The organism is Gimesia chilikensis (assembly GCF_007744075.1).
Taxonomy (GTDB): domain Bacteria; phylum Planctomycetota; class Planctomycetia; order Planctomycetales; family Planctomycetaceae; genus Gimesia; species Gimesia chilikensis_A.
Genome location: NZ_CP036266.1, coordinates 4,753,398 through 4,767,857 on the forward strand (window position 1 = coordinate 4,753,398; position 14,460 = coordinate 4,767,857).

Annotated in this window: 12 protein-coding genes; 7 read left to right on the plus strand and 5 right to left on the minus strand. The window is 54.6% G+C overall.

Annotated elements, in window-relative coordinates; all coding sequences use genetic code 11:
* Positions 1 to 223 precede the first annotated feature (223 nt).
* Positions 224 to 1,816 carry an N-acyl-D-amino-acid deacylase family protein gene (locus HG66A1_RS17835; RefSeq protein WP_145186878.1) on the plus strand — a complete coding sequence of 531 codons (1,593 nt, stop codon included), beginning with the start codon at positions 224 to 226 and terminating at the stop codon, positions 1,814 to 1,816.
* A 63-nt stretch (positions 1,817 to 1,879) separates the two neighbouring features.
* Positions 1,880 to 2,629, plus strand: a complete 750-nt coding sequence (locus tag HG66A1_RS17840) for a (5-formylfuran-3-yl)methyl phosphate synthase (RefSeq protein ID WP_145186880.1) — start codon at positions 1,880 to 1,882, stop codon at positions 2,627 to 2,629.
* A gap of 9 nt (positions 2,630 to 2,638) precedes the next feature.
* Here the strand turns inward: HG66A1_RS17840 and HG66A1_RS17845 are convergent, their stop codons facing one another.
* Both HG66A1_RS17845 and HG66A1_RS17850 read right to left on the minus strand, forming a co-directional pair.
* The gene (locus HG66A1_RS17845; protein WP_145186882.1) at positions 2,639 to 3,727 is read right to left on the minus strand and encodes a S1C family serine protease; all 1,089 of its coding nucleotides are present in this window, start codon (positions 3,725 to 3,727) and stop codon (positions 2,639 to 2,641) included.
* A 74-nt stretch (positions 3,728 to 3,801) separates the two neighbouring features.
* Entirely contained in the window at positions 3,802 to 4,833 is a 1,032-nt protein-coding gene (locus tag HG66A1_RS17850) for a S1C family serine protease (RefSeq protein ID WP_197996647.1), read from the minus strand.
* Positions 4,834 to 5,189: 356 nt separating this feature from the next.
* On the opposite strand from HG66A1_RS17850, the gene rfbC reads away from it, so the two are divergent.
* From rfbC to HG66A1_RS17865, 3 genes are read left to right on the plus strand one after another with little or no spacing between them, the layout of a single operon-like run.
* Positions 5,190 to 5,738, plus strand: coding sequence for a dTDP-4-dehydrorhamnose 3,5-epimerase (rfbC, locus tag HG66A1_RS17855; protein ID WP_145186888.1), 549 nt, complete (start codon positions 5,190 to 5,192; stop codon positions 5,736 to 5,738).
* Entirely contained in the window at positions 5,735 to 6,778 is a 1,044-nt protein-coding gene (gene pdxA, locus HG66A1_RS17860; protein WP_145186891.1) for a 4-hydroxythreonine-4-phosphate dehydrogenase PdxA, read from the plus strand. The genes rfbC and pdxA overlap by 4 nt, the downstream gene beginning before the upstream one ends.
* A 25-nt stretch (positions 6,779 to 6,803) precedes the next feature.
* Positions 6,804 to 7,472, plus strand: coding sequence for a histidine phosphatase family protein (locus HG66A1_RS17865; protein ID WP_197996648.1), 669 nt, complete (start codon positions 6,804 to 6,806; stop codon positions 7,470 to 7,472).
* A gap of 24 nt (positions 7,473 to 7,496) precedes the next feature.
* Here HG66A1_RS17865 and HG66A1_RS17870 read toward each other — a convergent pair whose 3' ends face one another.
* Positions 7,497 to 8,897, minus strand: coding sequence for a pectate lyase (locus tag HG66A1_RS17870; RefSeq protein WP_145186897.1), 1,401 nt, complete (start codon positions 8,895 to 8,897; stop codon positions 7,497 to 7,499).
* A gap of 108 nt (positions 8,898 to 9,005) precedes the next feature.
* Positions 9,006 to 11,108, minus strand: coding sequence for an FAD-dependent oxidoreductase (locus HG66A1_RS17875; RefSeq protein ID WP_145193826.1), 2,103 nt, complete (start codon positions 11,106 to 11,108; stop codon positions 9,006 to 9,008).
* Positions 11,109 to 11,397: 289 nt separating this feature from the next.
* On the opposite strand from HG66A1_RS17875, the gene HG66A1_RS17880 reads away from it, so the two are divergent.
* On the plus strand, positions 11,398 to 11,892 hold the full coding sequence (locus tag HG66A1_RS17880) for a hypothetical protein (RefSeq protein WP_145186900.1): 495 nt from the start codon (positions 11,398 to 11,400) through the stop codon (positions 11,890 to 11,892).
* Positions 11,893 to 11,896: 4 nt separating this feature from the next.
* Here the strand turns inward: HG66A1_RS17880 and HG66A1_RS17885 are convergent, their stop codons facing one another.
* The gene (locus HG66A1_RS17885) at positions 11,897 to 12,439 is read right to left on the minus strand and encodes a gamma-glutamylcyclotransferase family protein (RefSeq protein WP_145186904.1); all 543 of its coding nucleotides are present in this window, start codon (positions 12,437 to 12,439) and stop codon (positions 11,897 to 11,899) included.
* 363 nt (positions 12,440 to 12,802) lie between these two features.
* On the opposite strand from HG66A1_RS17885, the gene HG66A1_RS17890 reads away from it, so the two are divergent.
* Entirely contained in the window at positions 12,803 to 14,449 is a 1,647-nt protein-coding gene (locus HG66A1_RS17890; RefSeq protein ID WP_145186907.1) for a PAS domain-containing hybrid sensor histidine kinase/response regulator, read from the plus strand.
* Positions 14,450 to 14,460: the final 11 nt, after the last annotated feature.

Genomic DNA, 14,460 nt, shown 5'->3' on the forward strand with positions numbered 1-14,460 from the left:
GGGGAACAGAGGGTCTCACCAGATAGCCGCCTCGCAGCGCGTCAGGCTACTATAATAAGGGGCAAAATATATCAGCAATAGATTAGTAACGCAAAGCCCAGAAACCGTCATTCTTACTGGTAGTTCGAAGCGGTTTTAGCGATACTTTGATCATGAGTACGTCAAATCTTCATAATTTGCGAGCTCGTACCGTAAACCCAATTCAATTCAGGGAGTTCCACGCATGAAACTGCTCCGTCTGCAAGTCAGCCTGTGCCTGTTGTTACTGGCTCTGATGCCCCTCAGAACGCTCTCCGCCCAGGAATCTGCCTCGTACGACCTGCTGCTCAAAGGGGGCACGATCATCGATGGAACAGGAAAAGCGGGTTTTACAGGAGATCTGGCAATCAAGGATGACCGGATCGTCAAAATTGCCCCGGAAATCGAAGCATCCGCCGATCAGGTCATTTCCTGCAAGGGACTGATCATCGCCCCGGGCTTCATCGACCTGCATAATCACAGCGATCGGCAGATTGTTTCCCCCCTGACCCGGGCGAATATGAACTTTATCACCCAGGGATGTACCACCGTGGTCACGGGAAACTGCGGTAGTGGCCCGGTTGATACAGGAGAATATTATCGGCAGATTGACGCCGCGGGTAGCGGGACGAATGTGATGCACCTGATTCCGCAGGGTTCTCTGCGAGACCATGTAATGGGCTCCGGTCAGCGGGAACCGACGGAAGCAGAACTGAAGAAGATGCAGGAGTTGGCCCGCCGTGCGATGCTGGACGGTGCCTGGGGAATGTCGACCGGTTTGATCTATGTGCCGAGCTCGTATGCAGATACGGATGAGCTGATTACGCTGGCGAAGATCGTCGCCGAGTATAACGGCATCTATGCCAGCCACATTCGGAATGAAAGTACGGAGCTGCTGGCAGCTGTCAATGAAGCTTTAAAGATCGGTCAGCAAGCCAAGTTGCCTGTACATATTTCTCATTTCAAATCGAGTGGTCGGGATGCCTGGGGGCTGGTTCTGCGCGCCGCAGCGATGATCGACGAAGCCCGCCAGCAGGGTCAGACTGTGACTGCGGACCAGTATCCTTATATCGCGTCCAGCACATCTCTGGGCGCCACCCTGATTCCAGCCTGGGCCCGGGCTGGAGGCAACAAGGAACTGGTAGCCCGTCTGGAAGCCCCGGAGACCTCTAAGAAGATCATTAAACAGATCGAGAAGAACATTGAAAAACGCGAGGGTGGAAGTGCGGTTCGGATTGCCCGCTACGCGGATCGGCCCAACTGGGTGGGTAAGAACCTGCAGCAGATTGCGGATCAGGAGCAGAAAAGCATCCTGGAAATCGTGCTCGAGATCACCCGGCACGGGGGCGCGTCGGTCGTTAACTTCAGCATGAACGAAGAGGACGTGCGTCAGATCATGAAAATCGACTGGGTTGCGACCGCGTCGGACGGACGTGCTTATCTACCTGGTTCAGATCGTCCCCATCCCCGTAATTACGGAACCTTTCCCCGGAAACTCGGTTATTATTCGCTGCAGGAAAAAGTAATCCCGCTGGAAAAGGCCGTTCGCAGTGCCAGTGGCCTGCCGGCTGACATCCTGGGCTTAACGGACCGAGGCTATTTAAAAGAAGGCGCTTATGCGGATATTGTAGTCTTCGATCCCGCAAAGCTGATCGATCAGGCGACGTTTGACAATCCGCATCAGTATTCCGAGGGAATCCGTTACCTGTTTGTGAATGGGACACCTGCCATCAATGGTGGCTTTCCCACAGGCAGCCTGGCGGGCAAAGCACTCCGACGTCCGCAACCGGAAAAGTAATCGCATCAGAAACATCCAAAGCAGGCCGCCTGATGGTCTGTCTCAATACAGGAAGGTCCTTAGTTGAATCCCTGCCGCGTCGAGTTACTGGTCAGTGTGCGTAATTGTGAAGAAATCGCTGCTGCGCTGGCCGGGGGTTGTGATCTGCTCGACTTCAAAGAGCCGGAGAACGGCGCACTGGGAATGGTCGATGCTGAATCCCTGCAGGCGATCACGGTCTACTGCGAACGCCACAGCATCACTCAACCCCTCAGTATGGCACTGGGCGAACTGGTTGAGTGGAGAGAGCGTAGCTCAATGACCCGCATCCCCTCGGCCATGAAGTACCTGAAACTGGGACTCTCCGAAACCCGGGCACTGCCCGACTGGAAGTCCTGCTGGCGGGAGTTGACCGAACGGATCGAAACGGAACATCAACGGCAGTTCGACTGGATCGCGGTCGCTTATGCAGACTGGGAACAGGCATCGGCAGCCTCTCCCCTCGAAGTCCTGTCGGCTGCGATTGAGAGCCGATGCGCTGGTCTGCTGATTGACACTTTCCACAAGCAGGGCCCCGGGTTAACGGACCTGCTCTCTCTGGAGCTGCTGGACGAGCTCATTCAACGGGCGCATCGACACGGGTTGAAGGTCGCGCTGGCAGGTTCTATTCGCCTGGGTGACCTGGAGACACTCTCTCCCCTGCAACCGGATATCGTTGGAATTCGGGGGGCAGCCTGTACGAGAAATCGACGTACCAGTTCGATCGAGTCGTCCGCAGTGCGCGAATTCAGAATGCAGCTGGAAGAACAGTTCCACTGTCATCCCTGGGGATGAACGACGGTCTCAGGAAGCACTACCGGCAGCGACGGTCTGTTCCTTATGATCCTTCTGGGGATTGTAAGGAGCATACTCTTTGAGCTTGAGTTTCTGAATCATGGGGATCACCTGATCGGCGGGAATCGCGAAGGACTTGGTTCTGCCAGCCCGGGCGATGTTCAAGCCAATGGCCTTCCCCTGCAGGTCAACAATGACGCCGCCACAGTCTTCGGGGCGAAGTACGGTATCGTGCTGCAGGACTTCAGAGAAACCGGTTTTACGGCGACTCAAGGCGCCTCCCATTTTCTTCTGCATTTCCCGCAGGCGATCGTAGATCAGCATCTGGGGATCGGTGAGGACCACCACTGCGTTGATTTCTTCTTCATCTCTCAGTAACCGGACCTGGACACGATCGCCGGGTAGAAACTTTCGGATGAACCGCGAGAGTGAACTGGCACTGTCGATGTTTTCGCCGGCCACATTCAGAATCACATCGCCTGGTTTCAGGCCCGCTTCTTCGGCACCACTTTCGCGCATCACCTGTTTGACCAGGGCGCCTCCGTTGGCATCATCGATCTGCACGCCCAGAACTCCCGGGGCGGGTTTGATATCGCGGCGTGTCACGCTGAGTACGCCGACACTCACGGGAGACATGCTCAGGCCGGGAGTGACCAGCCACTGACCGACTTTGGGGTCAGTTACTGACTGCCATTGAACTGTAGGCAGATTCCGGGCATCAATTTTGAGCAGCGCCAGATCGAGCTTACCGTCGACGCCGATGATTTCGGCTTCGTAGCGTTCGGCGGTTGTGAGTTCGCAGGTCACTTTTCCTTCCAGCTGGCTGGCTTTGGTCAGGATCCAGCCATCAGATTCCACGATGGCTCCCAGTGAGGCCTCTCTGCCATTCACACGGACGCGGACCGTCCAGGAACGGGGAGTCGAAACGACAGACCGGAACGCGCGACGCATTTGAGAACCGCTGGTCAGCTGGCTCGGCTGCAGTTGATCGAAAGCGGAGGCACTGTCTGTCAGCCACCCAGCGCAGGTGGTGATGATTAAAGTCAGAGCGAACAGCCGGACTATCTGCGGAATGCGGTTTTTATGATCCTGGTTCAAGAGCTTCTCCTCACATCACTTTATTATCAGATCCGAACTACGAAGCAGTCATCCAGATCGCGATCAAGTTTGTATTAATCCCGGGCGGCGAGTTGAACTTCAAACGACATGCTTTTGCCGTCACGCGTCAGTTGAACCTGCACCGTCTGCCCCGGTTTGTATTGTTGAACGACTTCCGCCAGTTGTTCGATGCCGGTAATCTTCTCATCGTTCAGCTGGTAAATAATGTCGTTCTCTTTCAGGCCGGCGATTTCTGCGGGAAATCCGCGGGTGACGCCGGTCACTTTACATCCTTGATCTGTCGTTTCGCCATTGACGCCGAGGACGGCATTCTGGCCGAGAGGCTTCGCCCCCCACATATCGCCGGAAACAAGTTTTTCCCAGTCGTCCTGAAATGCGGAGACGGGGATATGAAAATTCCAGCTGGTAGAGGGACCGATGCGGCTGTGAATGCCAACCACCTCTCCCTGCATATTATATAACGGGCCACCTGAGTCTCCGCCGATCAGCGTGCAATCAGTCTGGAGCAGATGTTTTTTCCGGGTCACGACCCGTCCCAGCCGTACGACAGGGGGACGCCCTGCCTGATAACCGTTCGGGTGTCCGGTGGCCATCACCCACTCACCGGTTTTGATCTGGGAGATGTCTCCCATTTTGGCGGCTGTGAGTTTGCTGATATCGACTTCGTCATCTTCAATCAGTTTCACCAGTCCGGCATCGAGACCGCGGTTCAGGCCCATGGTACGGCCTTTCAACGTGCGGCCATCGTGTAGGATGATGGTGGCATCTTTCTGAGCGAGTCCGATGACATGTGCGGCTGTGAGGATGTAGCCGGCTTTGTTATCAATGATTACCCCACTCCCCTGAGCATCGCCGACCCGTACGGAGACCGTACTGTGAATCGATTTTTCTGTCAGGGAAGTGACCTGCCGTTCAATCTCCTGGAGATCCTCCAGGGAATCGGGAACGGTCTTGAAAAAGACTTCGGAAAGTTTCGCTGGGGCGACAGGGGTAACAACGGGTTTACGTACCTCAACTTCCTGAGCGTTGGCGGGCGCCAGAGAAAGCAGGAAAAGGGCCATTGCACTGACGAGAGTGCGTTGCACCAAATCACCGGTTGTGGCTCTGAAGAAGATCAAGGGGCTCAAACTCATACCTCGTCAGCAGGAAACTTTGCGGGATGTATTTCTCAGGAAAGAAATACTGCATATAGAATACGCGATGTACATGAGCATTTTCAAGAAAAAACAGGAAATTCCGCATGGATGGGCGTTTTTCTAAATTCCTTAAAAAAGGTGACTTGTGTCGTGTTTAGGGGTTAAGAAAGATTTTGAGAAATCCATAACTGGACTTTCTCAATCCTTATGAAATGGCCTTGAAATCGCTATGATCCGTATGATTGTTCCCCGCAAGAAGCGGTACAGATACGCCCTTTTTCACTCAGAGAGAGAAGTCACACCTCATGGAAGTAGAACAGACCGGTTTTCCCGGGTTACTGGTGATCACCCCCCGGGTCTTTTCTGACGAACGTGGTTTTTTCAAAGAAACGTACCAGGAGGAGCGGTACAAGGAAGCTGGCGTCGATGCCTCTTTTGTACAGGATAATGCATCCCGCTCCACTGCCGGCATTCTCAGGGGACTGCATTACCAGATTCAGCACCCCCAGGCCAAACTGGTGCATGTCATGGAAGGGGAAATTCTGGACGTCTGTGTTGACCTGCGGAAGAATTCCCCCACGTTCGGCCAGTCCTACTCCATCCGCCTGACGGGCGAGAACCACAAGCAACTCTATGTGCCCCCGGGTTTTGCCCACGGTTTTTATGTCATGAGCCCCCAGGTTGATTTTGTGTATAAGTGTGGCGATTATTATTACCCCGAACACGACCGGACTCTGCTCTGGAACGATCCCGATCTGGGAATTGACTGGCCGCTCTCAGGCGAGCCACTGCTCTCGGAGAAAGACCGTCGAGGGCTGCCGCTGAAAGAATGTGAAGTTTTCGAATCGCTATGAAACAGCCGCGAATCGCTCTGACAATGGGAGATGTCTCTGGCATCGGTCCCCAGTTACTGGATGCCCTGTGCGTTCAGCCAGAACTGAATGAACTCTGCTGCCCGGTCGTCTATGGCAATGCGGAGGTTCTGCAGCGTGCTGCCCGCCATTCCGGGAGTGGACTGGAAGTCATTTCCGTCGATCAACTACCAGAAGAACTCTCATCCCGGCCGGGAGCAGTCTACTGCATTGACCGCGGACGCGCGGATGTGGCGGAAGCGACACCCTGCCAGGTCGATGCCCGCGCGGGTCGCGGCGCGTACGACTACCTGGTCAGCGCCATCGATGACTGTCTGGCGGGGAAAGTGGATGCGATCACCACGGCCCCCTTGAATAAGGAATCACTGCATCGAGGCGGCATTGATTATCCGGGACATACTGAGATCCTGGCTGACCGGTGTCAGGTAGCAGACTTTGGAATGATGCTCTATCTACCGGGCAGTGATGTGATTCAATCACCGGCTGGTCTGGGAATCGTGCATGCGACCCTGCATACTTCCATCGCCAGCGTTCCCGGCCTGTTGAAAACTGATGAGATCTTTGAGAAGACGCGGCTGATCGCAGAACTGATGCAGATCATGGGCGCGGAACCTCCCCGGGTCGCTGTCTGTGCATTGAACCCCCATGCGGGAGAACATGGTCTGTTTGGTGATGAGGAAGCGCGGATCATCGCCCCGGCCGTCGAACGGGCCCGGGCCTCTGGTCTGAATGCGACAGGTCCTCTACCGGCCGATACACTAATTCGTCGTGCCGTACATGGGGAGTTTGACGCGGTCGTCGCCATGTATCACGACCAGGGACACATCCCCTTTAAGCTGCTCGGCTTTGATCAGGCGGTCAATATTACGCTGGGATTGCCGATCGTCCGGACCAGCCCCAGTCATGGCACCGCGTTTGACATTGCCTGGAGCGACATCAAGCCTGAGACCAGAGGCATCATGGAAGCCGTCCGGGCCGCGGTCAAACTGGCCGCACACCAGAAACAGATTCAAACCGATTAAAACCTTTCCTGACACAGGACTGAACATGGAAAAGCAACACTTTATCCCCCACCCTGAACCCGATGCGACCAACCTGCTGCTGATTCGTCATGGAGCCACTCCCCCGAACGAACAGCGGCCCTATATTCTGCAGGGTTGCGGCATCAATCCCAGTCTGAGTGAATCGGGACAAAAGCAGGCTCAGGCCCTGGCGACTTTCCTAGCGGAGAACTGTTCGATCGACCATATCTACAGCAGTCCGATGATCCGTGCGAAAGAGACGGCCCAGGCGGTCTGTGCACATTTCAATCTGACTCCGCAGGAAGTCACGGAGATTCACGAATGCGATGTGGGTCTCTGGGAAGGAAAATCCTGGGACATCATTGAGCAGGAATCGCCGGCCGCCTACAAAGCGTTCATGGATGACCCCTACCGGAACCGTTACGAAGGCGGAGAATCTTACGGCGATGTATTCAATCGTTGTGAGCCTGCACTCCGGTCACTGCTGGAACGCCATACCGGCGAGACGATCGCGGTGGTCGCGCATAACGTAATCAACCGGGTCTATCTGGCCAGCCTGCTGGGACTTCCCATCGAAAAAGCCAAGGACATCAAGCAAAACAATACCGGTATCAACATCATCCGCCATCATGCAGGGGAAACCAAAGTGGTGACGATGAATGCCATCTTCCATTTGAGTAGTGTCCCCCATTAAACAGGACGCGGTTGTCACTCAGCACTATTTCTGCTGCTGGAGATACTGACTGAGTGTCTCCAGATTGCTGCTGAAGCGATCACTGGCGATGTACCTGGTATTCACCGGGAATTTGGGTTGCCCCACCAGGCGTTCGCCCGTACTGACGCTAATCCAACGTGCCTGATCGTCCAGGTCGTAGAGAATCGCTTTCACGCGGATCAGCAACTGCTTCGGAGTCAGCTCAGTCTTTAGTTCCCGACCTGCGCTGACGGCTTTAAACTCACGTTCGAGTTCTTTGACCTCTGAGTTGATCTTCCAGCCGTAGTGCCGGGGCAGATCGGAATCGTCGTAGGTCAGGCTGTACTTTTTTCCGCTGCGGTTCATGTAGAGCGGGCGATTGGTCTGCAGTTCGTAGTAGCGGGCGAGCTGCCCATCGGGTAACTGGGAGCGTTTTAACCAGGCGAGTGCCCGGGGAATCGGTTCCAGATATTTTTTCTCGCCGCTGAAACGGTAGATCCGCATCAGGGTGGCAATCACATCCTGGGTCTCTCCCCCGGTAATGGCCGGTGGTTCGAAGCGACGGGCCCAGATGGGTTGCATATCGTAGTTATACTGCTGCGCCCAGGCGGGCTGTGGTTCGGGTAACTGAGACACAATCAGGAAGTCGCCCAGTTTGAGCACCGCCTGTTTCAGGCGTTCGTCTTTGTAGATTTCGTAGGCGTCCAGCAGTGTCGTGCAGACATAGCCGGCCAGACCGTCGTTGAGGGTATAATAGTCCCAGTAGTTTTTGATACGTCCTTCCGTCCGCCAGTCGTATTGGGGAAAGCTGGCCGGTTTCGCGGGGATCTGTGGCACCGGTTCGGTCCAGACCTGGGGAAAGGCCCCCACGGGAAACTGTGCCGCCAGCAGGGCATTCAACGCGACCTGGGCAGATTCATGGATCTGTTTGTGCTGAAACTTATGAGCCTGATCGACATGAATGATGAGGCGAATTGCCGACTGCGAAATTCCGTCGTCGAGGGTCGAGTTGTTCTTGCCACGCCCCTTCCCATTCCGGTACTCGGCGGTCAGTTTACTGCGGGGATTGAAATCAACCGAATTCGTCCAGCCTCCCGATTTTAACTGACCATAAACGAGTGCCAGTGCGGCATCGGTGGCGGCATCGAGATAGAACTGGTCCCCGGTCGCTTCATAAGCCGAGAGGAACGCCATTCCCACTGTCGGTGTGCCGGGAGGCTGCACCCAGATCTGATCCGGAGACGCCTTACCTTCGCCCCAGCGTTCTTTCAGATCCAGGCTGTAGTAGTAAACGTAGCCTCCGTGCAGAGCGAGCTTATTGCGATAAAACTCGCTGGCCGCCCGCATCGCTTTCGTGACGTTCTCTTTAGAGACCGGCACCGCCGCCTGAGCGTCAGCAGTCCTGAAACCGAGGAGAGCAATCATTGAAATTCCCAGCAGAATCGACACTATACGGCCCGGCTTATGCACAACGAACTCCTCTCATATCTGATAACAGAACGGTTTCAGAACAGACTCACGCTTTAAACGGATTCACTCCTTGACGGGAATCCACTGGACGGCGTCGATGATGACATAGCCGTTGGCATCGGCATTGGTCACTTCGACAGCCGCTGTTTTGTCCGGTGTGAATTCAAATTCTCCCAGCGAGATAAACACGCCTTCCAGAGGTGGTGTCTGACGCTGGTCGATGGTTTTGGAAGTAGATCCCCCCGCATGCTGCACGGTCACTTTGACCTGCGAGCTACGATTGGAGTTCGGTGGATAGGCATAGCGAACTTCGTAGCGTCCCGCCTGGGGAACTTTGGTTTCAAAGCGGGCGGCGGCTTTGCCATCACGCGTATTTGACTCGTGACTGTAACCCGACGCCACATACTTCTTCGCCGAGCGGCTGGTCTGCCAGAGCCCGGTCAGTTTGGCCTGTGCATCGTCGACAACAATGCCTTTGAGTGTTTCCGGATTAATGCCGTTACTTCCATATTTGACTTCGGCAGGAGCTTCCAGAATCTGGCCCTCTTTGATCAACTGGGTTTTGAGCTGATCGTAAGGCACATCCTGCACGTCCAGTTTCTGATCCAGGGCGATCGCAGCTGCCGTCGCAGCGGAGTGACCGAGAATCATGAAAACGGGCTCCATGCGGATCGAACCGAAGGCGATGTGCGAGCTGGAAACACAGACCGGCACCAGCAGGTTGGCACATTCCCCTTTTTTCGGAACGAGGCTGCCGTAAGCAATTTCATAGGGACCACGGGTCGAAACGCCGATGTCCCCTTCGTTCTGCACGTAGCCTTCCGGAGTGACATACCGCTGTACGTTGTGTGAGTCCATCGTGTAGGAACCCATGCCGACCGAATCGGGGGTAGGTTTCTTTTTGAGCAGTTCGTTTTCGGTCATCACGAATTCGCCGATCATCCGGCGGGCTTCACGGATGTAAAGCTGATGGGGCCAGTTGCCGTTATCGGTGAACTCATCTTTCGCCAGTCCCCATTTCTGCATCTTCTGCTGCACTTCTTTAGGAACACGGGGATCGTTGGCGATGAAGTACAGCCAGCCTTTCTGGTAAGTTTCGTGCTCTTTGATAATCTCTTTACGGCGTTCGTAGGATGCTTCGGGATAGTCGTAGTTATAGCCGATGTTGTCGGTACTCATGGGACCGTGATTGTTGGTATCGGTCTTAAAGTTCGGAATGGGATCAAACTTGGCAAACGTCTGTCGCCAGCCAGCATCATAAATTCGTAGCAAGAGTTCGTACTGGGCGGGGTCGTAGCCTTCCGGCTTCGGAAACGGAACGCGATTCTCGTCGTGGTTGGTCAGGCACATGCGGAAACAGTAGGCCTGAATTTTGTCATCGCCCGAACCGTATTTTCCGGGGTCGGCACCACTGATGCGAGGCAGCAGTCCGCTGGCTGGATCGCCGGGTACTTTGTAGGGACTGATCTTTTCTTTGACCGCATTCGGACCAAAGTGGTGCCGGTGATGCAGTACGCCGGTCTGCACACCATTCCATTCTTCACCATAGACACTGTTGGCTTCGCGGCCCACGTGGTAGCTCACGCCGGCAGTTGCCAGCAGGTCACCTTCGTAAGTGGCGTCGATAAACATCTTCCCCTGGAAGGTTTTGCCACTGAGCGTTTTGATGGCGGTGATTCGGTCTCCGTCTTTGGTAACTCCAGACTTGCGATCCAGCCATTCGTCACGGTAAACGGGAATTTCGTATTCTTTCACGAACTCATCAAACACAGCCTCGGCCACGTGTGGTTCGAAAATCCACATGGTGCGTTGCTTACCATCGATGGCGGGAGTCCCCTGTCCTTTGTCGCCGTAGTCTTTTCGCTGCTGCCACTTCCAGGCATCCGGGGTCTGATAGTGTTTCCAGACGCGATGATAGAATTCGCGAGCCAGGCCGCCGATAACGGCTTTATTGCCGGTGTCTGTCCAGCCCAGACCACCACTGGAAAGCCCTCCCAGATGTGTATCGGGGCAGACGATAACAGCGGTCTTCCCCAGTCGCTTCGCCTGAACGGCTGCGGTGACGGCCCCGGAGGTGCCACCATAGACGACGACATCATATTCCTTGCCTTGTGCCTTCGGGACAACCAGTAACAGAAACAGTCCGCAGGCGAGCAGTTGCGACATCCACTTCATTTATTCTCTCTCTTAAGTCTCTAACGATGCTGAAAATTCCAAGGGTAATTCATACAGAAAAATCATTCTAACGGCGCGAATGGGCAATACCTAGTCAGAAAACCATGCTGTCCCCGGTTCCCACCGGATTCACTGTTAACAATCATTAGTAATTCGGCGCATCCAGCAGCATTGCTTTACCGACGTCGATTGTTGACTGGAGCCCAACCTGCTTTAATGTCTGCCAACCAGGAAGCGATCAGATTGATCGCCTTATCGCCCGACTGAAGGAATCGCCCCCGTGACTGAAGAACTGACCGCCTACCACGAAGTGGGACATGTGCTGATGGCCGTGTATGTCGGTGCCCGCGTCTATTCGGTGACGATCGATCCCGACTGGGATGATGGTCCCGAGCGATACGGAGACGCCGAGATCGCCTGGCCCCAGGGGGTGTTCGATGACAAGACCCTGTGTGAAAAAGCGATTCTCGTGGCACTGGCCGGTCCGGTTGCCGAGATGATTCACACGGGTGATCCTTTTCATCCGGCTCTGGTGGCAGAATGGTCGGGGGACTGGCAGCAGGCGTGGGAAGCAGCTTCCGCACTGGTTCCTCAGCGACAGGCACGCATGCAGTACCTCGAGCAGAAGACACTCAGCCTGTATCAGCTGTATCGGCAGGACAACTACTGGGCGGCGATTGGAGAACTGGTCGATCAACTGCTGGCCCATGAGACGCTCGAAGAAGAGATGATCTACGACACGATCTCCAGTTGGATATCCATTAACGGTCAGTAGACTGTCAGTCCGTGCCCCGATCATGGTATTCTTCGATCGTCCTGAGAATCTCTTGTGCGAGGGTGATTCGTTCGGCATCGGAATCCGTCAGTCGTTCGATCAGTTGCAGCCGCGCCAGATACTCGGCCGGGAAACCGTGAAAACGGGCTCCCCGGAGAACCAGCTCATGGTACCAGTCGAAAGGCTGCAGAGCGGGATCAACAAACGCGGTCATCGCCTGGTAGGTAAACACACGCATCAAACCTTGTTCATGCGTCAGCACATCCACCTCGCGAATCTCATATCCTTGTCCCAGCGATTCGAAGCGGTCGAGTTCCCATTTCTGTTCTGTCGTAATCTGGTAGACGGCCCCCCATACACCACCTGCGGTTGAGTCCTGAATCGTAATATCACATTTCCCGGACGCATCGACGCCGACTTTGTGAAAGCGGAGGTCTGCCTGCTCGAGCAAGGCGATTCCCTGAAACTGACAGCGACCGATGCGCGCTTCGAGTCGTGCGGGGTGCAAATTTGAACCGTAGGCAAAATAGTTCAATCGCTTCTGCATGTCGTTCTATATTTCTCATCTCGCACAACACTCATCCTGCTCACACTTAAGGAGGGGAATCATGCAGGCGAGTCGTGTTATCTCAAGCGTGATTCGCGTAACTGTTCTAAATGATACAGCAGGCCGGAATCCGCGTCCAAGAGGTGATCAAACCATTACATTTCTCGCAGATTCTGCCTTAATTTCAAGGCTATTTTTCACGGTGTTCATTCCAGTACGAGGTGTTTCCCTGATATTAAACAAGCCTGAATTTTCCAGCTATACGCGTGCTCCAGTTCTCTGCAAGAAAGACACAATTATTCCTTGTTTTTGAGCGATACTAATAAGTACTCAAACCCTTGCCCCTGAGAGAACTGGATTGAAATGAGTTACACCTTCGACAGAGCAACACAACCAGACGCCGTTCAACAGCATTTCGACCTGTTCCTGCAACACACGACGGAAGGGGTCTGGGACTGGGTCGATCTCGACGCCCAGGAACAATGGTGGTCTCCCCGGTTTTATGAACTGCTGGGCTACTGCGACCAGGAAATTGAATCGAGCCTGGACACCTTCGAACGGCTACTGCATTCGGAGGATGCAGTACAGACGATGCTCGGCCTGCGATCTGCCCTGGAGAACACCAGTCGTTTTGAGCACAACTTTCGCCTGCGGGTCAAAGGGGGCCTTTATCGCTGGTTTCGGGGACAGGCCCAGGTTCTGCGTGATTCCTCCGGACAGGCTGTGCGCCTGACCGGATCCCTGTCGGACATTCACGAGCGAATTCTGCTTCAGACAGAACTGGAAGGGACACGTCTGCAGGCGTTTCGCGCCCGCGAATTACAACAGTCATTTCTGGCGATGATGAGTCATGAAATCAGAACTCCTCTCTCCGCGATCCTGGGCTTTGCAGAGATCCTGAGTGATTCCAGCGAAGATGAGGAAACGATCAGCGCTGCAAATACGATCCATACCAACGGTCAATATCTGCTGGATACATTCAACGACTTCGTGGACCTCTCCCGAATTGAGGAAGGCAGGTTTGACCTGAAGCTTCAGGACTGCTGTCCACTGACGGTGATCGAAAACGTAAAGTCGGTCGCCCTTCGCAAAGCAGATCCCAAAGGCCTGGCTCTCAATGTCGATCTGGATCATAGCCTGCCGACTTCCATCCAGTCCAATCCAATACGCCTCAGGCAGATCCTCTTGAACCTGATGGGGGTCGTCATCAACTACACTCACGAGGGAACCATCAACCTTTCGGTCAGAAAATCAGACGCGGTTCCCTCCGATCAGCAAATGGTCTTCACGATCCGTAACTCTGGGAATGGATTGAATATCGAACCGATCAATCAGATCTTTGCCGGACGCCAACTGGCTGATCTGACATCGCTCACTTATCCCGGGGGTGTCGGCCTGAGTCTTTCGCTGGCGCGACATCTGGTCCGCCTGTTGGGAGGAGAGATTACGCTTCAGCATGAAACGAATTCCGCTTCAATCGTTGAATTCACAATCAATACGGGCACCAGTTGTGATATCAAACCACAGCAGCTTTCCTTATCACAGCGTATCCGTGAACACAAAACATCCCGTTCCAGCTTCGGGATGCTGAGGCAGCCCTGTCGTATTCTGCTCGTGGAAGATGGAATCTACAACCAGAGGTTGATTCAGTACCTGCTGACAAAAGCCGGCGGAAGCGTCACCCTGGCTGAGAACGGGCAGCAGGCAGTCGATCAACTGGGAGCTGCCCTGCAGAGCAAAACCGACATCAACGAGCAGTTTGACTTGATCCTGATGGACATTCAGATGCCGCTCCTGGATGGGTACTCCGCGACGGAACTCATCCGCGAGATGGGATTCAATAACCCGATCATTGCACTCACCGCCAACGTCATGCCCGGCGATCGGGAAAAATGTCTGCAGGCCGGGTGTAATGAATACCTGAGCAAACCACTGGATCGCAAGCGGCTCATTCAGACGATTAACAACCTGCTCAAGTCCAGAAGAAAACGGATACTGCAGCTGAAATAACACCGCGCGCT